The 24,204-nt window shown below is 44.5% G+C and carries 26 protein-coding genes; 23 read left to right on the top strand and 3 right to left on the bottom strand.

Going from position 1 to position 24,204, the window contains the following annotated elements:
• The first annotated feature begins 244 nt into the window (after positions 1 to 244).
• The 21 genes from aspS (at position 245) to AAEO56_RS18110 (ending at position 19,835) form a co-directional block, all read left to right on the top strand.
• Positions 245 to 1,990, top strand: a complete 1,746-nt coding sequence (gene aspS, locus AAEO56_RS18210; RefSeq protein WP_341698508.1) for an aspartate--tRNA ligase — start codon at positions 245 to 247, stop codon at positions 1,988 to 1,990.
• A gap of 78 nt (positions 1,991 to 2,068) precedes the next feature.
• Positions 2,069 to 2,743, top strand: a complete 675-nt coding sequence (locus tag AAEO56_RS18205) for a porin family protein (RefSeq protein ID WP_341698507.1) — start codon at positions 2,069 to 2,071, stop codon at positions 2,741 to 2,743.
• A 143-nt stretch (positions 2,744 to 2,886) separates the two neighbouring features.
• Positions 2,887 to 3,087, top strand: coding sequence for a cold-shock protein (locus AAEO56_RS18200; RefSeq protein ID WP_341698506.1), 201 nt, complete (start codon positions 2,887 to 2,889; stop codon positions 3,085 to 3,087).
• Between the two features lie 286 nt (positions 3,088 to 3,373).
• Positions 3,374 to 3,739 carry an NADH-quinone oxidoreductase subunit A gene (locus tag AAEO56_RS18195; RefSeq protein WP_341698505.1) on the top strand — a complete coding sequence of 122 codons (366 nt, stop codon included), beginning with the start codon at positions 3,374 to 3,376 and terminating at the stop codon, positions 3,737 to 3,739.
• A gap of 54 nt (positions 3,740 to 3,793) precedes the next feature.
• Positions 3,794 to 4,345 carry an NADH-quinone oxidoreductase subunit B gene (locus AAEO56_RS18190; RefSeq protein ID WP_341698504.1) on the top strand — a complete coding sequence of 184 codons (552 nt, stop codon included), beginning with the start codon at positions 3,794 to 3,796 and terminating at the stop codon, positions 4,343 to 4,345.
• Positions 4,346 to 4,352: 7 nt separating this feature from the next.
• The gene (locus AAEO56_RS18185; protein ID WP_341698503.1) at positions 4,353 to 4,880 is read left to right on the top strand and encodes an NADH-quinone oxidoreductase subunit C; all 528 of its coding nucleotides are present in this window, start codon (positions 4,353 to 4,355) and stop codon (positions 4,878 to 4,880) included.
• A 22-nt stretch (positions 4,881 to 4,902) separates the two neighbouring features.
• Positions 4,903 to 6,138, top strand: coding sequence for an NADH-quinone oxidoreductase subunit D (locus AAEO56_RS18180; RefSeq protein ID WP_341698502.1), 1,236 nt, complete (start codon positions 4,903 to 4,905; stop codon positions 6,136 to 6,138).
• Between the two features lie 92 nt (positions 6,139 to 6,230).
• Entirely contained in the window at positions 6,231 to 6,773 is a 543-nt protein-coding gene (locus AAEO56_RS18175; RefSeq protein ID WP_341698501.1) for an NADH-quinone oxidoreductase subunit NuoE family protein, read from the top strand.
• A 1-nt stretch (position 6,774) separates the two neighbouring features.
• On the top strand, positions 6,775 to 8,142 hold the full coding sequence (gene nuoF, locus AAEO56_RS18170) for an NADH-quinone oxidoreductase subunit NuoF (protein ID WP_341698500.1): 1,368 nt from the start codon (positions 6,775 to 6,777) through the stop codon (positions 8,140 to 8,142).
• Positions 8,143 to 8,157: 15 nt separating this feature from the next.
• Complete coding sequence (locus AAEO56_RS18165) at positions 8,158 to 9,168, top strand: ATP-dependent nuclease (protein WP_341698499.1); 1,011 nt, start codon at positions 8,158 to 8,160, stop codon at positions 9,166 to 9,168.
• Between the two features lie 6 nt (positions 9,169 to 9,174).
• Positions 9,175 to 9,705 carry a hypothetical protein gene (locus tag AAEO56_RS18160; RefSeq protein ID WP_341698498.1) on the top strand — a complete coding sequence of 177 codons (531 nt, stop codon included), beginning with the start codon at positions 9,175 to 9,177 and terminating at the stop codon, positions 9,703 to 9,705.
• Positions 9,706 to 9,747: 42 nt separating this feature from the next.
• Positions 9,748 to 10,791: a 2Fe-2S iron-sulfur cluster-binding protein gene (locus AAEO56_RS18155; protein ID WP_341698497.1), complete on the top strand. Its 1,044-nt coding sequence runs from the start codon at positions 9,748 to 9,750 to the stop codon at positions 10,789 to 10,791.
• On the top strand, positions 10,791 to 11,837 hold the full coding sequence (nuoH, locus tag AAEO56_RS18150) for an NADH-quinone oxidoreductase subunit NuoH (RefSeq protein ID WP_341698496.1): 1,047 nt from the start codon (positions 10,791 to 10,793) through the stop codon (positions 11,835 to 11,837). The genes AAEO56_RS18155 and nuoH overlap by 1 nt, the downstream gene beginning before the upstream one ends.
• A gap of 24 nt (positions 11,838 to 11,861) precedes the next feature.
• A complete protein-coding gene (gene nuoI / locus AAEO56_RS18145; protein ID WP_341698495.1) occupies positions 11,862 to 12,410 on the top strand; it encodes an NADH-quinone oxidoreductase subunit NuoI in 549 nt (182 codons plus the stop codon).
• Positions 12,411 to 12,914 (top strand): NADH-quinone oxidoreductase subunit J family protein, encoded by a 504-nt coding sequence (locus tag AAEO56_RS18140; protein WP_341698494.1) that lies wholly within the window; start codon positions 12,411 to 12,413, stop codon positions 12,912 to 12,914.
• A gap of 1 nt (position 12,915) precedes the next feature.
• The gene (gene nuoK, locus AAEO56_RS18135; RefSeq protein ID WP_341698493.1) at positions 12,916 to 13,236 is read left to right on the top strand and encodes an NADH-quinone oxidoreductase subunit NuoK; all 321 of its coding nucleotides are present in this window, start codon (positions 12,916 to 12,918) and stop codon (positions 13,234 to 13,236) included.
• 6 nt (positions 13,237 to 13,242) lie between these two features.
• On the top strand, positions 13,243 to 15,126 hold the full coding sequence (gene nuoL, locus AAEO56_RS18130; RefSeq protein WP_341698492.1) for an NADH-quinone oxidoreductase subunit L: 1,884 nt from the start codon (positions 13,243 to 13,245) through the stop codon (positions 15,124 to 15,126).
• 9 nt (positions 15,127 to 15,135) lie between these two features.
• A complete protein-coding gene (locus AAEO56_RS18125; RefSeq protein WP_341698491.1) occupies positions 15,136 to 16,578 on the top strand; it encodes a complex I subunit 4 family protein in 1,443 nt (480 codons plus the stop codon).
• Positions 16,579 to 16,590: 12 nt separating this feature from the next.
• On the top strand, positions 16,591 to 17,988 hold the full coding sequence (locus AAEO56_RS18120; protein ID WP_341698490.1) for an NADH-quinone oxidoreductase subunit N: 1,398 nt from the start codon (positions 16,591 to 16,593) through the stop codon (positions 17,986 to 17,988).
• A 138-nt stretch (positions 17,989 to 18,126) separates the two neighbouring features.
• Positions 18,127 to 19,401, top strand: coding sequence for a Y-family DNA polymerase (locus AAEO56_RS18115; protein ID WP_341698489.1), 1,275 nt, complete (start codon positions 18,127 to 18,129; stop codon positions 19,399 to 19,401).
• A complete protein-coding gene (locus AAEO56_RS18110) occupies positions 19,398 to 19,835 on the top strand; it encodes a LexA family protein (protein ID WP_341698488.1) in 438 nt (145 codons plus the stop codon). The genes AAEO56_RS18115 and AAEO56_RS18110 overlap by 4 nt, the downstream gene beginning before the upstream one ends.
• Positions 19,836 to 19,944: 109 nt before the next feature.
• On the opposite strand, the gene AAEO56_RS18105 is transcribed toward AAEO56_RS18110, so the two are convergent.
• Both AAEO56_RS18105 and AAEO56_RS18100 read right to left on the bottom strand, forming a co-directional pair.
• Positions 19,945 to 21,219, bottom strand: a complete 1,275-nt coding sequence (locus AAEO56_RS18105; protein ID WP_341698487.1) for an aspartate kinase — start codon at positions 21,217 to 21,219, stop codon at positions 19,945 to 19,947.
• 19 nt (positions 21,220 to 21,238) lie between these two features.
• Positions 21,239 to 21,712 carry a GNAT family N-acetyltransferase gene (locus tag AAEO56_RS18100; protein WP_341698486.1) on the bottom strand — a complete coding sequence of 158 codons (474 nt, stop codon included), beginning with the start codon at positions 21,710 to 21,712 and terminating at the stop codon, positions 21,239 to 21,241.
• A gap of 120 nt (positions 21,713 to 21,832) precedes the next feature.
• On the opposite strand from AAEO56_RS18100, the gene fbp reads away from it, so the two are divergent.
• Positions 21,833 to 22,840: a class 1 fructose-bisphosphatase gene (gene fbp / locus AAEO56_RS18095; protein WP_341698485.1), complete on the top strand. Its 1,008-nt coding sequence runs from the start codon at positions 21,833 to 21,835 to the stop codon at positions 22,838 to 22,840.
• A gap of 136 nt (positions 22,841 to 22,976) precedes the next feature.
• Here fbp and AAEO56_RS18090 read toward each other — a convergent pair whose 3' ends face one another.
• Complete coding sequence (locus AAEO56_RS18090) at positions 22,977 to 23,408, bottom strand: tellurite resistance TerB family protein (protein WP_341698484.1); 432 nt, start codon at positions 23,406 to 23,408, stop codon at positions 22,977 to 22,979.
• Positions 23,409 to 23,567: 159 nt separating this feature from the next.
• Here AAEO56_RS18090 and AAEO56_RS18085 point away from each other — a divergent pair, with 159 nt between their 5' ends.
• Positions 23,568 to 24,161: a HupE/UreJ family protein gene (locus tag AAEO56_RS18085; protein WP_341698483.1), complete on the top strand. Its 594-nt coding sequence runs from the start codon at positions 23,568 to 23,570 to the stop codon at positions 24,159 to 24,161.
• Positions 24,162 to 24,204 lie beyond the last annotated feature (43 nt).

The following is a 24,204-nucleotide window of genomic DNA, read 5'->3' as shown; positions in this document are numbered from 1 at the left end:
TCACCTCTTGTAACACAAAAAAATCCCTAATAATGGGGATTTTTTAGACAAGGAATATAACCGTGCAATGTCGTCTAACCATTTGCTTTAAGTTAAAGGTACCATACCCGATTGCTCTCCTGCCACAATAGCCTGCCAGAGAAAAATACGTATTACATGTAACTTTATTATATCCGTGATATAATTTTAAATTCGTGGCAAAATATCTTTTTGATATACTAAATTTGCACAAAATTTTTAAGCAATGTACAGAAGCCATAATTGCGGCGAACTCAACGCCTCTCATATAAACCAGGAAGTAACATTAGCCGGATGGGTACAGAAGTCCCGCAACAAAGGATTCATGATCTGGGTCGACCTCAGGGACCGTTACGGCATTACCCAGCTTATATTCGACACAGACCGTACGCAAAAAGAAGTTTTTGACCGCACAGCTTCGCTTGGCCGCGAATTCGTTATTCAGGTAAAGGGCACCGTTATTGAGCGTGAGTCTAAAAACCCGGGCATGGCAACCGGCGACATTGAGATACTCGTAAGCGAGCTTACCATACTTAACGCTTCTATCCTCCCTCCTTTCTCAATAGAAGATGAGACCGATGGCGGTGAAGAGCTTCGTATGAAGTACCGTTACCTCGATATCAGGAGGAACCCGGTTAAGAATAGCCTTATATTCCGCCATAAGGTAGGTATCGAGGTACGCAATTACCTCTCAGCACAAGGATTCATCGAGGTGGAAACGCCCGTACTTATAAAATCGACACCTGAGGGCGCACGCGACTTCGTAGTGCCTTCGCGTATGAATGAAGGCCAGTTCTATGCACTTCCGCAATCGCCACAAACGTTTAAGCAGTTGCTTATGGTAGGTGGCATGGACAAATACTTCCAGATCGTGAAATGTTTTAGGGACGAAGACCTTCGTGCGGACCGACAGCCGGAATTCACACAGATCGACTGCGAAATGGCATTCGTAGAGCAGGAAGACATCATCCTGACATTTGAAGGCCTTGCAAGCCATTTATTAAAAGAGATTAAAGGCATCGAAACAGGTCCATTCCCAAGGATGACCTATGACGAAGCCATGAAAAAATACGGCAACGACAAACCGGATATCCGCTTCGGGATGGAGTTTGGCGAGCTAAATGAAGTGACGCAGCACAAGGACTTTGCCGTATTCAATACTTCAGAGCTTGTAGTGGGTATTGCCGTTCCCGGAGCAGGCGCTTACACAAGAAAACAGATCGATGAGCTTATAGAGTGGGTAAAACGACCGCAGGTAGGTGCCAGCGGTATGGTGTATGCCAAATATGAAGCCGACGGCTCCATTAAATCATCGGTAGATAAATTCTACGACCAGGCCGATTTGCAGCAATGGGCAGAAATAACAGGTGCAAAACCGGGCGACCTTATATTGGTGCTTTCAGGCGATGCACACAAAACGCGTACCCGCATGAGCGCCCTGCGTATGGAGCTGGCAACGCGTTTGGGCTTAAGGAACCCTGAGGAATTCGCGCCGCTGTGGGTGGTAGATTTTCCGCTCTTGGAATGGGACGAGGATACCTCACGCTTCCACGCCATGCACCACCCGTTCACATCGCCAAAACCGGAAGACATGCCATTATTGGAAACCAATCCGGCAGCTGTCAGGGCAAATGCCTACGACCTCGTGCTTAACGGCAACGAGATAGGCGGAGGTTCGATAAGGATACATGATAAGGCAACACAGTCGTTAATGTTCAAATACCTTGGGTTTACCGAGGAGCAGGCGAAGGCACAGTTTGGCTTCCTGATGGATGCGTTCCAGTTTGGTGCACCGCCACACGGAGGGCTTGCTTTCGGTTTCGACAGGCTTGTGGCAATATTAGGCGGGCAGGAAACTATCCGTGACTTTATTGCGTTCCCTAAGAACAACTCCGGCCGCGATGTAATGATCGATGCGCCATCGGCTATAGACAATACCCAACTGGATGAATTGCACATCAAATTAAAATAAACCGGAATTTATTTTCGTTACACAATAGCCGATCTTTCACAAGTCGGCTATTTTTTAATTCATAACCAACTAACCACAATGAAAAGATTACACGTTTTACTTATTGCGCTGCTGCCTGCCATGGCATTTGCGCAGGAGGCACCCGTTTCGCAACCTGTTAAATTCGGCTTACAGGCGGGGGCAACCTATGCCGGAATACGCGGCAACCCGGGGGCTGAAGATAATGACTATGCTGTAGACTACCTTATTGGCGCGTCGATTGAAGTACCCATCAACGAAAGGCTTTCGTTCATCGGCAACCTGAACTATGAACGTAAAAGCTTCAGCAACAAAATAGTTACCTCTAACGGGGTAAACGACCCCTTTGATCCCATCGTCCAAACTGGGGAGTTCGATGTCCGTGCTACACTGCATTACCTTTCCGTGCCGCTTAACCTGAAATATTACATTGGGCCATCCCGGAAGTTCTATATCAACGGGGGCGTGTTTGCAGGTTTCTTTCTGGATAACACACTTCGGGTGGATGGCGACAAAACGGAAGATGAAAGCGGCAACGGCATTTTTAAGGAATTTGATTTCGGACTGAACCTTGGGCTGGGTATGCGCGTTCCTATAGATGAGAAAAACGACCTGAACATCGAACTGCGCGATAACCTCGGGCTGGTAAACATTAGCGATGTACCTGTAATTGATAACGGCACCGTAAAGACGAATTCTGTCAATCTTATCGTGAGCTGGCAGTTCGGATTATAGGGAGACCTTTGAACTGTAATATTTTCAGCTACAATAACCATCTGATTATAAATCAATTATTTTTGATATTTTTTAACATTTGTCTTTGTAGTCTCAATAATAATTTTACCTTTGACCATTATTAATTATTTTTTTATTACAGAATGCGAACAGGCAAAGTGAAATTTTTTATTGAATCTAAAGGTTTTGGATTCATTACAGACGACGAAACAGGAAAAGACATTTTCGTACATGCTACAGGCCTTAGGGTTGAAGGACTCCGTGAAGGTGACAAAGTAAGTTACGTAGAAGAAGACGGCAAAAAAGGTAAAGTAGCTGCTCAGGTAGCAGCGCTGGAAGACTAATATACCAGATTATCAGGATTACCTCTTACAGTTTAACCGCCCTTAATGGGCGGTTTTTTTATTTAAACACATCCTTAACCTTATTTTTTTAGCTGTTTTTTTGTCAAATATGCAGCCATTGAAAAATAAACCTGCTAAATATTTATACCCGTTTAAAATAAGGGAATTTTCTTTTTATTTAGAACCAGTAAAAATTAAGCCTTATTCGTTTCTCTCTATAAAAAACGTTTAGTTAGTTCAGGTATGGAATGTATATTTGTGGATTGTTTATAAATTCCACCCAGTTATGGATACAAACCAGATGAGTTATTTCCCAATATTTATGCAGCTTTTGCTTGCAACGGGATTCGTTGGCACTACTATTTTCATATCGAACCTTCTCGGGCCAAAAAGGAACTCTGTAAATAAGGACAAGAATTTTGAGTGCGGTATCGAATCGATCGGTAATGCACGTATCCCTTTTTCTGTAAAATATTTCCTTGTAGCGATATTGTTCGTTTTGTTCGACGTGGAGGTGATCTTCATGTACCCATGGGCAATCAACTTCCGTGAAATGGGGCTCGAAGGATTAGTTAAGATGGGAATTTTCATGTTACTGCTTATCGTGGGCTTCTTCTATGTAATGAAGAAAAAAGGCCTTGAGTGGGAATAGGTTCTGGGCATGCATTTTGCACTATATGCTTGATAATCAAAAACTAAAATTACAATGAGCGATTCAAAAGATATAAAATTGGTTGATACTCCCCCGGGAGTAGAAGGACAGGGATTTTTCGCTACCAAACTCGATACCGTTGTAGGGCTTGCACGTGCCAACTCGCTTTGGCCACTTCCCTTCGCGACATCGTGTTGTGGTATCGAATTCATGGCTACCATGGCTTCGCATTATGATGTGGCCCGTTTCGGTTCGGAGCGTATGAGCTTCTCGCCGCGCCAGGCTGATATGCTGTTGGTTATGGGCACTATCGCCAAAAAAATGGCACCTATCCTCCGCCAGGTGTACGAACAGATGAGCGAGCCGCGCTGGGTTATTGCCGTAGGTGCATGTGCCTCTTCAGGCGGTATATTCGACACGTATTCGGTACTTCAGGGCATTGACAAAGTTATCCCTGTTGACGTTTATGTACCGGGATGCCCGCCAAGGCCGGAACAGATACTTGACGGTATCATGAAGCTCCAGGATATTGTAAAATCAGAATCCGTAAGAAGAAGGAGCTCTCCGGAGTACCAGGCGCTGATGGAATCTTATAACATTACATAAAGTAAAAATGGCTTTAGAAACAACGGTTATACAAGATAAGCTTACCGAAAAGTTCGGCGAAAAAGTCACCGGCTTTATCCAGCAAAAAGATATATTGTCATTTGAGGTAGAATCCAACACAATGGCTGAAGTGATGGGCTTCCTTAAGAACGACCCTGTATTGCGCTTCAATTTCCTTACCGACATCTGCGGCATCCACTATCCCGACAATGCAACCGAAAGGCAGTTTGCCGTGGCCTACCACATGCACAACTGGATGGATAACGTGCGCATCCGCTTCAAATGTTTCCTTAGCGCAGACAACCTTGAGATAGATTCGGCTACCGGCCTGTTTTTAGGAGCCAACTGGCAGGAACGCGAAACCTACGATTTTTACGGCATCATCTTCAAAGGGCATCCGCAGCTGAAGAGGATATTAAATATGGACGAAATGACCTCGTTCCCTATGCGGAAGGAATTCCCATTGGAAGACGGAGGTCGTACCGACAAGGACGACCGTTTCTTCGGAAGGATAACCGATAATGCACATAACTAACAAGGAATAATTTTTATATAAAATGTCAGACCTGTTATTACCACCGGAACACCGCTATGCCAAGATGATCGAGCAGAGGCAGAATGAAGACGGCAGTGAACTTTCCATACTGAACCTTGGGCCAACACACCCTGCTACACACGGCATCTTCCAGAACATCCTGCTTATGGATGGCGAAAGGATACTTGATGGCGAAGGCACTGTGGGCTACATTCACCGCGCTTTTGAAAAAATTGCCGAAAACAGGCCATTTTACCAGATAACCCCGCTTACCGACAGGATGAATTACTGCTCCTCTCCTATTAATAATATGGGATGGTGGATGACATTAGAGAAAGCCCTTGATATTGAGGTACCAAAAAGGGTGCAGTACATGAGGGTAATCATTATGGAGCTGGCGCGTATTGCCGACCATATTATCTGCAACTCGGTACTGGGTGTGGATACAGGAGCGCTGACAGGCTTCCTTTACGTTTTCCAGTACAGGGAGAAAATATACGAGATATACGAAGAGATATGCGGTGCCCGCCTTACTACGAATATGGGCCGCATTGGTGGCTTTGAAAGGGACTGGAGCCCTGAAGCCTTCAAAAAAATAAATACATTCTTAGAAGAATTCCCACCGATATGGACAGAGTTTGAAAACCTGCTTACGCGTAACAGGATATTCATGGACCGCACGATAGATGTTGGCCCGATCTCTGCTGACAAAGCGATGAACTACGGCTTTACCGGCCCGAACCTTCGTGCAGCAGGTGTTGATTATGACATTCGCGTGATGACCCCATACAGCTCGTACGAAGACTTTGACTTTGATGTACCTGTTGGAAAATCAGGTGATACCTATGACCGTTTCTGCGTGCGCAACGCCGAGGTTTGGGAGAGTTTAAAAATCATCAAACAGGCTTTGGCCAAGATGCCGGAAGGCCCTTTCCATGCTAATGTACCGGATTATTACCTTCCGCCGAAAGAAGATGTTTACAACAATATGGAAGCCCTTATCTACCACTTTAAAATAGTGATGGGTGAGATACCTGTGCCGAAAACCGAAGTATACCACGCTGTGGAAGGCGGTAACGGGGAACTTGGCTTTTACCTTATAACCGACGGAAGCCGTACGCCATACAGGCTGCATTTCCGCAGGCCATGCTTTATTTATTACCAGGCATTCAACGATATGGTGAGGGGCCAGATGCTCTCGGATGCCATTGCAACATTATCAAGCCTCAATGTTATTGCAGGCGAACTGGATGCGTAAGTTATTTTAAATTATAAATTTTGAATTTTAAATTGGAGTCTGAGTAAGCATCAAAATTTAGCATTCAAAATTCAAAATAGAAGAAAAAAGAGATGGAGATTAGTAACGCACATCAGAATATAAATATAACACCTGAACTTCAGGCGAGGATGGATGAGCTTTTAAGCCACTACCCCGCTGACAAAAGGAAATCGGCGCTGCTGCCTATCCTTCATGATGTGCAGGATGCCCACGACAACTGGCTCAGCATACCGCTTCAGGACAAGGTTGCCGAGATCATTGGCATAAAGCCTATTGAAGTATATGAGGTAGTATCGTTCTACACGATGTACAACCAAAAGCCGATAGGGAAATTCATGTTCGAATTTTGCAGGACATCATGCTGCGCAGTGCGCGGTACCGAAGACCTGATGGAATATACCTGCAGCAAGCTGGGCGTAAAAGAAGGAGAAGTGACACCGGACGGCATGTTCCAGGTGGTTGGCGTTGAGTGCCTTGGCGCTTGTGGCTATGCCCCAATGATGCAGCTGGGTGATTATTATAAAGAACACCTGACCAAAGACAAGATTGATACTATCATCGAAGAGTGCAGAGCAGGAAAAGTAGATTTACATAAACAGGCCATAACGGAATAGTATGGGACAAAAAATATTATTAGAGCACGCTCAGGTACCGGGGATAAAAACCTACGAGATATACCGCAAAGTTGGCGGGTATGCCTCTGTGGAAAAAGCCATAAAAAGCATGACCCCGGACGAAGTGGTTGAAGAAGTGAAGACTTCAGGATTGCGTGGACGCGGGGGCGCAGGTTTCCCAACAGGCATGAAATGGAGCTTTATCGACAAGAAATCAGGCAAGCCAAGGCATTTGGTTTGCAATGCTGACGAATCAGAACCGGGTACTTTCAAGGACCGCTACCTGATGGAGTACATTCCCCACCTTTTGATAGAGGGGATGATCACATCAAGCTACGCCTTAGGATGTAACCTTTCCTATATCTACATTCGGGGAGAATATATGTGGGTATACCGCATACTGGAAACAGCAATTAAAGAAGCTTATGCCGCCGGATGGCTGGGCAAAAATATACTAGGCTCAGGCTTCGACCTTGACCTGCACGTACATTGTGGTGCCGGCGCTTACATTTGTGGCGAAGAAACTGCACTTATAGAATCGCTGGAGGGCAAAAGGGGCAACCCGAGGATCAAGCCACCATTCCCTGCGGTAAGCGGGCTTTGGGCTAACCCAACCGTGGTGAACAATGTGGAATCTATCGCGGCTGTGCCATGGATAGTGAACAATACCGGCGCGGAATATGCTAAAATAGGCATCGGGCGCTCTACAGGAACAAAATTAATATCAGCTTCCGGACATTGCAAAAACCCTGGTGTTTATGAAATAGACCTTGGATTGAGCGTTGATGAGTTCATGAATTCCGACGAATACCTGGGCGGAATGATGGATGACAGGCCGCTGAAAGCATTGGTTCCCGGAGGTTCTTCGGTGCCGATCCTGCCTGCGCACCTGATCTTTAAGAATGCTGAAGGCGGCGACAGGCTGATGAGCTACGAATCGCTTAGTGAAGGTGGTTTTGCAACGGGTTCGATGCTGGGCTCAGGCGGTTTCATCGTTTATAATGACACTACCTGTATCGTTCGTAACACCTGGAACTTCTCGCGGTTTTACCATCACGAAAGCTGTGGGCAGTGCTCACCATGCCGTGAAGGTACCGGCTGGATGGAAAAAGTACTGCACCGTATCGAGAACGGCCACGGACGCGAAGAAGATATCGAATTGCTTTGGGACATCCAGAGAAAAATAGAAGGCAACACCATATGCCCTCTTGGCGATGCAGCAGCATGGCCGGTGGCAGCGGCAATACGCCATTTCAGGGATGAGTTTGAATACCACGTTCGCTTCCCGGAGAAAATAAAAAACCGTGACCACTTTGTCGCCGAGCCTTTTGAAAGGGTGAAGCATCTAATTAGTAAAGAAGTGGTTTAAAACAGTTACAAAGCATTGGAAAAAATAAACCAAATAGAGATTAATAATTTTAAGTCTATCAAGCATTTAAAGGTTGATGGGTTTAAAAAGATCAATGTATTTATTGGTATGCCAAATGCTGGAAAGAGTAATTTGCTTGAGGCGTTAGGTCTATTTGGTGGATTTAACGCTTATAATAGGACTATAAAAGATTTTGTCAGATTTGGGAACTATAATGAGTTATTTTTTGAGGAAAATGTTAATGATAGTTTAAAGATTAAAATTGAAAAATCAGAATTAATTTTCACACGACATAAATCTTTATATAACTGGAATCAAAATAGTGAATCTGGACTCAGTTTAGGAAATGAAGTTCCTTTTGGTTACGGATTCGATAATGGCAATGGATTATCAGAAAGTGATGCTCACAATTACATAGCAAAAATATATAAATATCATTTTAGCAATATTGCTGCCAAGAACGTAAAGTCTGGTTTAAAAACATTAAATTTTCCTTTAGGAGAAAATCTTGTTGAAATAATAGCAACCAATCCTATAATTAGGAAAGAAGTTATCAGACTATTTAATTTAAGCCGACTAAAACTTTTGATTGATAAAAATTCAAATGAAATAAAATTATTTAAAGAATATCAAGATGGAACCTTCTTTACATTATCCTATGAATTAATTGCTGATACTTTACAGCGATTAATATTTTACAAGGTCGCCATAATGAGTAATGAAAATTCTGTTTTATTATTTGAAGAGCCAGAAGCACATTGTTTTGAACCATATGTACAGGAGTTTACAAATAGTGTAAAATACGACAAAAACGATAACCAGTTCTTCATAGTTACACATAGCGATTTCATCATTCAAGAATTTTTAAGGGATGAGGAAAGCAGGAACAATACAAGCATTTACCTGGTTAATAATATTGATGGGGAAACGAAAGTAAAACAATTGCTGAAAGAAAATAATGAGGATGTATATGAATTAGGAATGAACCCCTTCTTCAATTTTGAAAGCCTGTGGGATGCAAACTAAGACACTATGAGATTTATAGGAGTAGAATGTTTCGCGGACCAGTACTTTTTCGGAAGGCTTATAATGAACAAGGATTTTATCCGTAAGGAAAGAAATGATACCGAAGTAATAAGAGGAATAACAGAAAGAGGGAGGGATAATTTTTCGATAGGCATCATAGATATCGATAAAAATAAAAAGATACCGGCAGGATACATAGAGGTGTTTACCAGTGATAACACAACTATCTATAAACATCAGGTAAATTGCCAATTTTTAATGTTAGTTGGGCCAAGGCAGTTTGAGCATTGGATAAAAAAGTTCCTGACTGATTCAGACAAGAAGGCAGAGGATTTCGGATATGATGATTTTAATGATTTCATGGAGGATTCAAAGTCTTTGAAACCGGAGAAAAGCTACAGGTTTAAAAGTGTGATGGATTTTGTCTTTGAAAATTATGAGGCGAACGACAACCATATCCATCTGATGAAAAAGCATTTAGACTATCTTATCGATAAGCAATACAAGTTCGATAAAGATGAGTTTTTAAGTATATAATAATGTAAATTGCGGCACATTAGTGCAAAGCTTAAAGAGCTTATGAAAGTAACAATAGACGGACAGGAAATAGACGTAGAACCGGGGACGACCATCCTGCAGGCTGCGCGTAAGATAGGCGGCGAATCAGTCCCGCCTGCCATGTGCTACTATTCCAAACTGAAGGGAAGCGGGGGCAAATGCCGCTGCTGCCTGGTAGAGGTTTCCAAAGGAAGCGAGGCCGATCCACGCCCTATGCCAAAACTGATGGCATCGTGTGTTACCGGCTGCATGGACGGTATGGAAGTGAAAAGCATCTCCTCTGAAAGGGTTGTGGATGCGCGCAAATCGGTAACGGAATTCCTATTGATCAACCACCCGCTGGACTGCCCTATTTGCGATCAGGCCGGGGAGTGCGACCTGCAAAACCTTAGCTTTAAGAACGGTTCAGCCAAGACGCGCTTTATTGAGGATAAAAGGACTTTCGAACCGGAAAACATCGGCCCGAACATCCAGCTGCACATGAACCGCTGTATCCTTTGCTACCGCTGCGTAATGGTAGCCGACCAGCTTACTGACAGCAGGGTGCATGGCGTTGTGAACCGCGGCGACCATTCGCAGATATCTACCTGCATCTCTAAAGCAGTTACCAATGAGTTCTCCGGAAATATGATCGACGTGTGCCCTGTTGGAGCGCTTACTGATAAGACATTCCGTTTCAAGCAACGGGTATGGTTCAACAAACCGTACAACGCACACAGGGATTGCACCAAATGCTGCGGCAAGACCACACTTTGGATGTTTGGAGATGAAATACAAAGGGTTACGGCGCGTAAAGACGAATATCACGAAGTGGAAGAATTCATCTGTAATGAATGCCGTTTCGACCACAAAGACCCTAAAGACTGGGTAATTGAAGGCCCAAGGAAATTCGAGAAAGATTCGGTTATCAACCAGAATAACTATACAAGAAAACTGGATACGGTGGTTATTGAGACCGAGAAAAATATCCTTCTCGGGCGTGACCAGGACCGCAAGAAGATAAGTATGCCGGCTATTCCGCTTAAAAAAGACGAAGTTCAGGTATTTAAAGAAGGACAAATATAATGGATCAGGCTATAATCATAGAAAAGAGTGTTGTTATCATTGCAGTTTTTGCTTTGACGATGCTTATGGCGATGTACTCTACATTAGCCGAAAGGAAAATCGCCGCATGGCTTCAGGACCGTATAGGGCCTAACCGTGCAGGCCCGGGCGGTCTTATGCAGCCACTGGCCGACGGTTTAAAACTGTTCTCTAAAGAAGAATTTTTCCCGAACACGCCAAACAGGTTCCTGTTTATTGTAGGCCCGTTCATATCGATGAGTACCGCGCTTATGACCAGCGCCGTTATTCCATGGGGTGATAAGCTGCACCTTTTTGGGCGCGATATCATCCTGCAGGCCACCGATATTGACGTAGCAATACTATATGTATTCGGCGTACTGTCGGTAGGTGTTTACGGTATCATGATCGGCGGATGGGCTTCCAACAACAAATTCTCACTGATGAGCGCCATGCGTGCCTCATCACAAATGATATCCTATGAAGTAGCAATGGGGCTTTCCATCATTGCACTCATTATGATGACGGGCACACTGAGCCTTAAAGAAATCGCTGCAGGGCAGGAAGGAATGAACTGGAACGTATTCTACCAACCGGTGGGCTTCCTCATCTTCCTTGTGTGTTCATTCGCAGAGACTAACCGTACGCCTTTTGACCTTGCCGAGTGTGAGGCCGAGCTTATCGGGGGTTACCATACCGAATATTCATCCATGAAAATGGGCTTTTACCTGTTTGCAGAATATGCGAGCATGTTCATATCGTCAACTATTCTGGCGGTGCTTTACTTTGGGGCCTACAATTACCCGGGCATGCACTGGATGGAAGAGAACGTAGGTGTGAACACTGCCAACGTAATAGGTATGCTGGTACTGTTCGGAAAGCTGTGCTTTTTCATCTTCTTCTATATGTGGGTGCGCTGGACGGTGCCGAGGTTCCGTTATGACCAGCTGATGCGCCTTGGATGGAAAATGCTGATACCATTGGCTATCGCCAACATCATCATCACAGGTATAATAATATTAATAAACGACGGTAACTTCAATTTCTAATTATCGATCGAAAAGAAATATACTATGTCAATAGAAACCATATCATTATCGGGACGTAAGAAGGAGGTTTCCAATAAAAAGATGACCTTTTTGGAAAGCCTTTACCTTGTGACGATAGTAAAAGGACTGTTCATTACGATCAGGCACTTATTTAAGCGTAAAGTAACTATTAAATACCCGGAGCAGACCCGGGAAATGAGCCCCGTGTACCGCGGACAACACCTGCTGATGCGCGATGAGGAAGGCCGTGAGCGCTGCACTGCCTGCGGGTTGTGTGCCCTCTCCTGCCCTGCCGAAGCGATCACCATGAAAGCTGAAGAACGCAAGCCGGACGAAATGCACCTGTACCGCGAAGAGAAATATGCTTCGATCTATGAGATCAATATGCTGCGCTGCATTTTCTGCGGGCTTTGCGAGGAAGCATGCCCTAAGCAGGCAATCTACCTTACCAAGTCAAGGACAATGGTACGCTCGAACAGCGACAGGGAAGACTTTATCTTTGGTAAAGACAAACTTGTTATGCCGCTTGATATGGCAATAGACAATACTAAAAAACCCCAAATGGCAAAATAGATGATAACAACATTATTCTACATTTTATCGGCCATTACACTCGCTACTGCGTTTTTGACGATATTCAGCAAAAACCCTATACACAGTGCTATTTACCTTGTACTCTGCTTTTTCTCTATAGCAGGGCATTACCTGATGTTCAATGCACAGTTCCTGGCTATAGTACACATTATTGTTTACTCAGGGGCAATCATGATCCTGATGCTCTTTACGATAATGCTCATGAATCTCAATAAGGAGGACGAAAAGAACAAGTCGGTACTCACGCGGATTGCCGCAGTAATCGCTTTTTGCCTTGTAGCCTTCGTACTTCTGGCAACGTTTGTTAAAGCACAACCACAGCTTGAGTATACCACATCGGGCAAGGATTTCCAGTCGATCAGAATATTAGGGCAGGTATTGCTAAACGAGTATATGGTACCGTTCGAGTTTGCATCGGTACTTCTTTTAGTATCCATGATCGGTGCGGTATTGTTATCTAAAAAAGAACATATTAATAATTAGTATGGAAAATATATTACAGGAAATAGGCATCGAAAACTACATTTACCTTTCCACGCTGCTGTTCTGCATCGGGGTGTTCGGGGTATTGTACAGAAGGAATGCCATCGTGATGTTCATGTCGATCGAAATCATGCTTAACGCGGTAAACCTGCTGCTGGTAGCTTTTTCTACCTACCACCAGGACGCGCAGGGGCAGGTATTCGTATTCTTCTCTATGGCGGTTGCCGCTGCGGAGGTTGCCGTTGGCCTTGCCATATTGGTAGCCGTATACAGGAACCTGAACAACATTGACATTGATAATTTGAAAAATTTAAAAGGATAACGCCTGATGGAGACAAATTTGGCTTTACTATTATTATTCGCGCCTTTTGCAGGGTTTCTGCTAAACGTTTTCTTCGGGAAAAAACTAAGCAGGAATGCGGCAGGGATATTAGGGACTCTGGCAGTTGCCGTGTCCTTTGGCGTAACATTGTTTTTCTTCCTTCAGGTAAACAGCACCAAAGTGCCTGTGATGGTGGACCTCTTTAAATGGATGCAGCTTGCCAACTTCTCGGTTGACTTCGGCTTCCAGTTGGACCAGCTGTCATTGCTGTGGCTGATGTTCGTTACCGGGATTGGTACGCTTATCCACATGTACTCCATCAGCTACATGCATGATGATGAGAACATACACAAATTCTTTGCCTATCTGAACCTGTTCGTTTTCTTTATGATCACGCTGGTAATGGGGAGCAACCTGCTTATCATGTTCATTGGGTGGGAAGGCGTTGGGCTTTGCTCGTACCTGCTTATCGGGTTCTGGTACAAAAACCAGGATTATAATGATGCTGCCAAGAAAGCCTTCATCATGAACCGTATCGGTGACCTTGGTTTCCTTATCGGGATATTCATCATCGGGTATTTGTTCCACACGCTGGACTATACGGTTATCCAGACCATAATTACCGAAGGCAAATTCACTATTGATGCACAGTGGCTGAGCATTGCCGCACTTTGCCTTTTCATTGGCGCATGTGGTAAGAGTGCACAGATACCATTATACACATGGCTTCCTGATGCGATGGCAGGCCCTACACCTGTTTCGGCGTTAATACACGCTGCAACGATGGTAACGGCAGGTATCTTTATGATCACAAGGATGAACTTCCTTTTCAACCTGGCACCGGACGTACAAAGCATCATCGCTGTAGTAGGCGCTGTAACCGCACTGGTTGCCGCATCCATCGGCCTTGTGCAGAATGATATTAAAAAAGTACTGGCCTACTCTACCGTTTCGCAGTTGGGCCTTATGTTCCTTGCCCTTGGGCTTGGCGCTTATGAGATTGCTGTATTCCACGTAATCACGCACGCTTTCTTCAAGGCATGTTTGTTCCTTGGTTCGGGATCGGTTATCCACGCATTGCACGGCGAGCAGGACATGCGCAACATGGGTGGCCTTCGCAAAGTGATGAAGATTACCTTCGCTACGTTCCTTATCTCTACATTGGCGATTTCAGGCTTGCCACCCTTCTCAGGATTCTTCTCTAAAGATGAAATATTAATGGCTGCCTACCATGAGAACCCCGTATTGTGGGTTATCGGGTCGATCGCTTCTATAATGACGGCATTCTATATGTTCCGCCTTTTGTACCTGACATTCTACAAAGACTTCAGGGGTACCGAAGAGCAGAAACACCACCTGCACGAATCGCCTGCGCTTATAACATTCCCGCTTATCGTTTTGGCTATCCTTGCCCTTGTAGGTGGCGCTATAAGCCTTCCGGGAAGCAGCTGGCTTAACGAATACCTTGCACCGGTAATGGCAAAACCTGCCGCTCATCACCATTTGGACAACACGGCTTACATGCTGATGGGCATAGCTGTTGTGGGCGCGCTTATCGGAATCGGGATAGCATATACTAAGTATATCAAAAAATCGGAGGTACCGGAACCGGACAGCAAAATTACAGGCCTTACTAAAGTGCTTTACAATAAATTCTATGTTGACGAGCTATACATGGCAATAATCGTAAAACCTGTTTATGCCATAGGGAGCTTCTTTAAGAATGTTACCGAAGTGGCTATATCCGGATTCATTTTCGGGTTGGGCAGGGCGGCAAACATGCTGGGCTCCGAAGGCAAAACAATACAGAACGGCAGCATAGGTTTTTACCTTTTTGTATTTGTTGCGGGCGTATGCTCAATTATAGGTTATATTTTTCTGGTAAAATAATTCATACTGATGGACGTATCTTTCATACTTGTTATCTTATTATTCGGGGCGATAGCCACTTACTTCGTAGGTGATAAATGGGCCTCTAAAGCAGCGCTTATCTTCAGCACGGCAGCTTTTGCGGCAGCCATTTATGTTACCTACCGTTTTACCGGTGGCGGAAACGTAAACTATGCCCATGCGTGGATAAGAATGCCTCGCGTTACGCTGGCTTTCGTTGGCGACGGGCTATCCTTATCAATGGTATTGCTTACCACGGCGCTGACACCTATAATCGTGTTCACTTCCTTTGGGAACCTGTTCCCGAAAACGAGGGGGTTCTATGCCCTAATCATGTTCATGGCGTTTGCCATGACAGGTACATTCCTTAGTGGTGATGGTTTGGTTTATTATATTTTTTGGGAACTTTCGCTTATCCCGATTTATTTCATAGCCCTCGTTTGGGGCAGCGGCAATGCCGAAGAAAGAAAAAAAGCCGTAGTGAAATTCTTCATTTATACGTTTGCGGGATCGCTTTTCATGTTGGTGTCGTTCCTTTACCTGTACCACAAAACCGGATCATTCTATTTCAGGCACCTGTATAACGCTACGCTTACATCAAACGAGCAATTATTTATATTCTTAGGATTCTTTTTGGCGTATGCAATCAAGATCCCAATCATACCTTTTCATACCTGGCAGGCAAATGTGTACCAAAAAGCACCGGCTGCAGGTACTATGCTCCTTTCGGGTATCATGCTTAAAATGGCGCTATTTAGTATCATCAGGTGGCAACTTCCAATTGCACCGGGACCGGCGTTCGAATATCAATACATCATCATAGGCCTATGCATTGCAGGTGTGATCTACGGATCGATATTGGCGCTTAAGCAAAAAAGCCTTAAAAAATTACTGGCATATTCTTCACTGGCACACGTTGGCCTTATCGCCGCCGGAGCATATACATTAACTATTGACGGATTGCGCGGTGCGTTCCTTCAAATGATAGCGCACGGCTTTGTTGTAGTAGGATTGTTCTTTGCAGCAGAGATCATTTCACGCCGATTCAATACCGATGAGATCAGCGAAATGGGTGGGATCAGGATACAAACGCCGAGGTTCACCTCTATGTTCATGATTCTGGTACTGGCTTCAGTAGCGCTCCCTGCCACGTTTAACTTCGTGGGTGAATTTGAATTGCTGTACAGCCTCGCCCAGACCAATATATGGTTTTCGGTAATTGGTGGTACTACTATTATACTTGGAGCGTTCTATATGCTCCGCATGTTCCAGCAGGTAATGCTTGGCGAAAAGAATACAAAGTTTTTTGCCGATGTCACTTTTAGCGAAGGATTTGTAATGGTGCTAATAATAGGCGTACTGCTGTTTTTCGGACTGTACCCGCAGCCTATTGTGGACTTCGTTACACCCGAACTGGAGAGAACTTTAGAATTCATAAACAGATTTAATTAAGCCCGATAGAGAATGAATACATTAATAGCTATTGCAGGATTAGGGATTTTATGCCTTATAGCTGAAATTTTCAATTTGAGGAAAGCCATTGTACCGGTTACCATCGTTGGTTTGCTTGGAGCGCTTGGGCTTACCGTGGCTGATTATATGGCGCTTGACCCAAATGCTTCTGCACACGTAATGGGCGGTTTTTATAACAACATGATCGTTCCCGATAAATTTGGATTGAGCTTTTCGGGGCTGTTTATTATCCTTGCCATTTTCCTTATCGGATTAACACCTGATTTCCATAAAGAGCACAAAGCTAAAATATCCGATTTTGTTGCCATAAAACTGTTCCTGCTTACGGGCGCTGTAGCTATGGTATCTTTCGGAAACCTTTCGATGTTCTTCCTTGGTATCGAAGTACTGTCGATAGCATTATATGTTTTGGCGGCCAGCGAACCTAAGAATCTTAAAAGCAACGAAGCCGGTATGAAATACTTCCTTATGGGAGCATTTGCATCGGGTATCATATTATTCGGTATCACGCTTATATACGGCGCAACCGGATCGTTTGACATTGCGACTATACATAATGCAACCCTTGATCCTGCCCTGCCAAAATGGTTCTTTATCGGTATGGTAATGCTGACAATAGGGCTGTTATTTAAAATGGCTATAGTACCGTTCCACTTTTGGGCACCCGATGTATATGAAGGTTCTCCCGCTCTTACCACGGCTACCATGAGCACACTGGCCAAGATTGCTGCTATCGCTGCATTCTTCAAGCTATTGGTAGGAATGAACAATGAAGTTCCCGGATCGTATGTTACCGTGATCGGGATCGTTGCCGTATTGTCGATGACAGTAGGTAACCTCATGGCATTGAAACAGGACAACGTAAAAAGGATGCTTGCATTTTCGGGTATATCGCACGCAGGCTTTATGCTGATGACGCTTTATAACCCGATAGCTACACAGGGAACCCTGCTGTACTATACTGCGGCCTATTCGCTTACGGGTATCGCTGCATTTGCAGTAGTGCTGTTTGTGTGCAGGACAAAAGGCAATGAAGATATTTACAACTTCAATGGGTTGGGCAAAACGCACCCGGTGATGGCAGGGATTTTAACCTGCTCGCTATTATCAATGGCGGGGATCCCGATATTTTCAGGCTTCTTTGCCAAGCTGTTCCTATTCAACCAGGTACTTGCAACAGGGCACGTGATTATTGTTATAATTGCCGTAATCAACTCCATCATTAGCGTGGGCTACTACTTCAAGCTGATACTGGCAATGTACACCAAAGACGATACCGAAAAACGGGAGCCGCTGCCATTTATGTATGGCGCTGTAGCTGTTGTTTCGCTATTGGTGAGCATCGCTATAGGACTTTGGCCTTCAATGATCACAGGCCTTATACGATAAAATTTCTTTGTAAAATATACAGCGCATTGCTTTCGGGTAATGCGCTTTTTTTATTTTTAAAAAATATAGACATAATTAAAGTGTAATTATTTTCAAGCATTATAAGAATATTTTCTTATTGTTTTGTAAATTTGCTTTATGTATGCGCTAATCGACTGTAACAATTTCTATGTATCCTGCGAGAGAGTCTTCCAGCCGAAGTGGCAGGGTAAGCCTGTTGTTGTATTGTCTAATAATGACGGATGCGTTATATCGCGCAGTGAAGAGGCTAAAGCGCTGGGCATAGGGATGGCGGTACCGGAATTCAAGATAAGACCTTTACTTAAGGAACACAATGTAGGTGTATTCTCGTCGAACTATCCGCTTTATGGCGATCTCAGCGCACGGATGATGGAAACCATGAGGATGTTTACTCCGAATGTAGAAGTGTACAGTATTGATGAGGCTTTTTTAGACTTTACAGGAGTTGCGGTGGACAATTACCACAATCTCGGACTCGAAATGCGCAGCCGCGCCTGGAAATGGCTCAGCCTGCCGATATGCGTTGGGATCGCCCCTACACGTGTACTTTCGAAAGCCGCCAACCGCATTGCCAAGAAATTCCAGGAAAAGACAGAAGGTGTCTATGTGATAGATACCGAAGATAAACGCATCAAAGCACTGAAATGGCTCAAGATTGGCGATGTATGGGGGATTGGTTACCGTACAGCCCGGAAGCTGAAGACAATGAATGTAGTGACGGCGCACGATTTTATCCAGCCGTGGATGGAACCATGGATCAAAAGAGAAATGGGTGTGGTAGGCCTTCGCCTTAAAAGCGAGCTGGAAGGGCGCTCTGTTTTAGGGCCGGAGCCCATTGATGTGGATAAGAAAAGTATTGCTACAACACGCAGCTTTCCGAAACAGCTTACAGACTACGACCTCATCCGTGAACGCGTATCCACTTTTGCTACCGTAACGGCAGAAAAGCTTCGCAAGCAGGGTTCGTGCTGCCACACGGTCATAGTAATGCTGGTAGCCGACAAGCATAGTATAGACAACGCTAAATACCATTACAGCCGGGCTATGACACTCCCCTTCCCTACAAATTCGGCACTCACGATAAGCAACGCGGCCATACAGCTGCTCAAAAGCCTTATCGACAGTACCGATACCATTCTATTTAAAAAAGCCGGAGTAATCGTGACTGAACTTATTCCTGAAGACAGCAAGCAATTTAACCTGTTCCTGGATGAAGATCCCAAACACCTGGCCCTGATGAAGGCGATGGACCATGTAAACCGGAAAATGGGTGAACGCATGATCCGCCTCGGGACTCAGGCCAAAAAGACATGGGACATGAAGCAAAATATGCTGTCCAACGGATATACCACTAATTTCGGGAAACTGCTAACCATAAAGTGCGAAGAATGAAAAGCGGGGAACAGGCACTTACCTTTTTTCGTCCTGATAAACAACAGGACACCGCCCTGCCCTTTATTACGCATGGCATCTCGGCAGGGTTTGCCTCGCCTGCTCAGGACTTTCTACAGGATCGCATTGACCTGAACACTGAACTTGCCAAAAACTGGCTTACGACATTCTACATCCGGGTATCGGGCAATTCAATGATGAATGCAGGTATAGCAGATGGCGACCTTTTGGTAGCCGACCGCAGCCTTGAGCCTTCTGACGGGAAAATAGCTATTTGCCTCATCGATGGGGAATTTACGGTTAAGCGATTGAAGATGGGAATTGGGTGCCTGTACCTTATGCCCGAAAATCCTGCCTACCAACCCGTAAAAGTGAGCGAGGAAAACAACTTTACGGTGTGGGGGATTGTGACGTATGTGATTAAGAGTTTGTAGAGAGTTGCAAAGTTTAAAAGTCTAAAAGTTAAAAAGTTAAGAGAGTACCGGCAAATCCATAGGTTTTAAAAACCTTTGGATTTGGATTGCTTTTAAATGTACCGGGCTGCTACTCCCCCTTCGGGGGTTGGGGGGCCTTCGTCACGATCTGCATGGTTTCGCGGCTTATTTGGCGTAATACCACTTCTTTGTTTTTGGCCACGGCATCGGCAGATTTTTCGTTGAAATGCCTGATGGTATAAAGCGAAACATTATCGTTATACGTCACCTTAAATTTCTTGGAAAGAATACTCTTTAGCTCCGGGAAATTCCCGAACTTATCATCCACGCACACCGAGAAACTGATTGCTGAATTCTGTATCAGGTGAACTTTCATCTTGTATTTGTGCAGCAGAAGGAATATTTCGCTGATGTTTTCCTCCATAATGAAGGAAAAATCAAGGGATGACAGCGATATCAGCAACTGGTCTTTCTTTACGATAAAGCACGGCGCCTGCGGTTCAAGGTCGGCACCCTTACTTACACTGGTACCCGGTAGCAATGGGTTGACGAATGATTTTACATACAACGGTATCTCCTTTTTCTGCAACGGTTGCAATGTCTTAGGGTGGATAACCGTCGCACCGTAAAACGCCAGCTCTATGGCTTCACGATAGGATATCTGGTTAAGCAATATCGCATTCTCAAAGTAACGCGGGTCGGCATTCAGTACACCGGGAACATCTTTCCAAATGGTGACGCTTTCGGCATTAAGGCAGTAGGCGAAGATCGCTGCTGTATAATCGGAGCCTTCACGGCCAAGGGTTGTCGTAAAATTATTTTCGTCAGACCCTAGAAAACCCTGCGTGATATTAAGTGTCTTTTTCTTTACATTCTTCGAAATAAGTTTCTGCGTCTGGTCCCAATCTACAATCGCATCACGATAGGTATTGTCGGTCTTGATAAACTCGCGCACATCGATCCATTGGTTCTTCAGTCCGCGATAATTAAAGTAATGGCTTACAATCGTAGTTGAAATGATTTCGCCCTGGCTCACGATCTGGTCGTACACAAAATTATAGTTGGGCGACTTGTTATTCTTAAGGAAGCTCTCGAGGTCCGCAAAGATCCTGTTCACTGCTGCAAATACAGGATTGTTCTCATCGTCGAAAAGGTCCATGAGTATTTGGTTGTGATATTTCTTCACTTCCTGGACGGACGACTGAAGTTCGGGAGATTTGGCAACATAGTCCTTTATCACCACCTCCAGCGCATTGGTTGTTTTACCCATGGCCGAAATGACAAGCAGCACATCCTCATACCCTACTTTTTGCAATACCTCATACACATTTTTGATACCGTCGGCATCTTTTACCGATGCACCCCCGAATTTGAATACTTTCATCGTGAAATAAATATATGACTTATAAATCTAATGTAAACTTTGTAATGCCCTCCTCGTTCATCTGCACCGTCAGCCAGTCCTGTAATATAGCCGCACCCGAGCGCTCATAGAATTCAATCGCATGTGTATTCCAGTTGAGCACTACCCATTCTACCCGGCGGACACCATCTGCTTTGGCAAACTTAATTACCTCTTTATACAGCGCGCTGCCGGCACCCGTACCGCGTTTGTCTTCCTTCACGATCAGGTCTTCCAGGTGTATGGTCCTGCCTTTCCATGTAGAGTAGCGGTAATAAAACAGCGCCATGGCTATCACTTCCCCATCAGCCTCTGCCACAAATGTATGGAATAACGGGCTGTCGCCAAAACCGTCGCGTACCAATTCATCCACCGTTACCACAACGGCATCGGGTTCTTTTTCAAAAGCGGCAAGTTCTTTAATAAGCCCCAGTACGGCAGGCATGTCCTCCTTTTTTCCTTCGCGGATCACCATAGTATCTTCTGTAAAAATAAGCTCAAAAATACGGTTTAAAAATGTTTAATGATTAGTTTCCTTTTCATATCACAAAAATTTCGATATTTGTGCCCTCAACACAACTATAACGTTTTCGTAATGGAAGAAAGAAATAAAACATTAGGCGAATTTATCATCGAAAAGCAGGAAGACTTTAAATATTCTTCGGGCGAATTGTCAAGGCTCATCAACTCCATAAGGCTTGCCGCTAAAGTAGTGAACTACAAGGTGAACAAGGCCGGTCTGGTAGACATTGTAGGCAAATTCGGGGAGCAGAACATCCAGGGCGAGGATCAACAGAAACTGGACGTATTTGCCAACGATACTTTCATGCAGACGCTCATCAACCGTGAGATCGTGTGCGGTATCGCCTCTGAGGAGAACGACGATTTCATTACCATCCAGGGCCACGATGGGGCACACAACAACAAGTATGTAGTATTGATAGACCCGCTTGACGGCTCATCAAACATAGACGTGAATGTTTCCGTGGGCACAATTTTCTCTGTGTACAGAAGGGTAACTCCTGTGGGGACTCCTGTAACCCTTGAAGATTTCCTGCAGCCGGGCGTGAACCAGGTAGCAGCGGGGTATGTGATCTACGGTACGTCAACCATGCTTGTATATACTACAGGCAACGGCGTGAACGGCTTTACGCTGAACCCGGCGATTGGTACGTTCTACCTTTCACACCCGAACCTGACGTTCCCAAAAGACGGTACGATCTATTCGATAAACGAAGGAAACTACGTGCATTTCCCGCAGGGTGTGAAAGACTATATTAAATACTGCCAGCTTGAAGAAGCCGACAGGCCGTACACTTCGCGCTACATTGGCAGCCTGGTGAGCGACATTCACCGTAACATGATAAAAGGCGGCATCTATATCTATCCAACAAGTTCGAAAGCGCCTAAGGGTAAATTAAGGCTACTGTACGAATGCAACCCAATGGCTTTCCTGGCCGAACAGGCAGGCGGCAAGGCTTCGGACGGTTTTGGGCCTATCATGGAGATACAGCCTACAGAACTCCACCAGCGCGTACCGTTCTTTTGCGGAAGCTATAATATGGTAGAGAAAGCAGAGGAATTCATGGCGAAATATAAATAAGCGGCTGAAGTGCTTAGAAGGTGAACCAAGAGTACATAAAAAATCCCCAACTCGTTATCGGGTCGGGGATTTTTTTTTACGCAAAACAATCCTCAAAAGCTAAGTACCTAAGTAACTCAGCATCTAAGAACCTTAGTTATTTATTCATGTGCTGCATCTCGTACACGAATGTATCAGCATCAACATTCATTACAAGCAGTGATAATGCTTTATCAACAATATAATTTACGTTACCCGGCGTGAAACCAAGTGCAAGCGCAAAGCGCGTAAGTATCTCTTTTTGCTTAGGCCCAAGTATATGGTCGGCATATACCATCCTTGAAAGGTCGTACAAACGCTCCAGTCGCTGCACGTGCAGGTGTGGCGGGTTAATAGGGTACCTCATAGGGTTTGCTAGTATTTCAGCATATTCCTCCTGCGAAATTTCGAGCTGCTTAGCCAGTTTATCAAGGAAAAGCCTTTCTTCAGTACTAAGGTGGCCGTTTTCCATTGCAACCCTTACGATAGCAGAAAAGTGGCCTTTATTCCTGTCCTTAAAGCCGCTATCAAATAGATCTGAAATTGACATATTGTATCTGTTAAAAATTTGTGCAAATATACTTCTATATTTCAGCCTGATATAATTTTTTTATAAGATTTTTGCCCAATCCCCCGTTATAGGAAGATTAGCTTAAAGATAGTTCATAAAAATGATGTAAGTTTACATTTTAAACGAAAAATACTACCCATGTCCGATTTTTGGCTATACTTCAATATTGGCCTCAAACATGTACTTGATATCCGGGGCTACGACCACGTACTGTTCCTCATTGCGCTTGCCCTTCCTTACGCTTTTAAAGACTGGAGGAAAATATTGCTTTTGGTGACGCTCTTTACCATCGGGCATACCTTATCGCTACTATTATCCGTGTTCGGAATGGTTACCATAAACAGTGCGATTGTCGAATTCCTGATTCCGGTAACCATATTTATAACAGCCGTTTACAATATTTTTAAATGGGCCAAAAAATCCTCCTCAAAAAATGACAGCCTTATCTTTATCGCCGTAACCACATTGCTGTTCGGCATTATCCATGGCCTGGGCTTTTCTAATTATATCAAGGTGATACTCTCCCCCGAAGCTGACGAAAAACTATTCCCCTTACTTGAATTTGCACTGGGTATAGAGGCTGCGCAGGTTATCGTGGTGCTGTCGGTATTACTGCTGTCATTCGTCGTGCAGGAGTTCCTCCGGTTTGCTAAGCGCGACTGGATACTGGTGCTGTCGGCATTTGTGGCTGGCGTGACAGTCCCAATGATAATCAATAGTGAAATCTGGTAAAAATTTAATGTTAGAGTGATCCGTTACCTGAAGTCGACGGAAG

Origin of the sequence: Flavobacterium arundinis (assembly GCF_038289855.1) — a bacterium.
GTDB lineage: Bacteria > Bacteroidota > Bacteroidia > Flavobacteriales > Flavobacteriaceae > Flavobacterium > Flavobacterium arundinis.
This window is presented reverse-complemented; position numbering and strand designations above follow the sequence as displayed.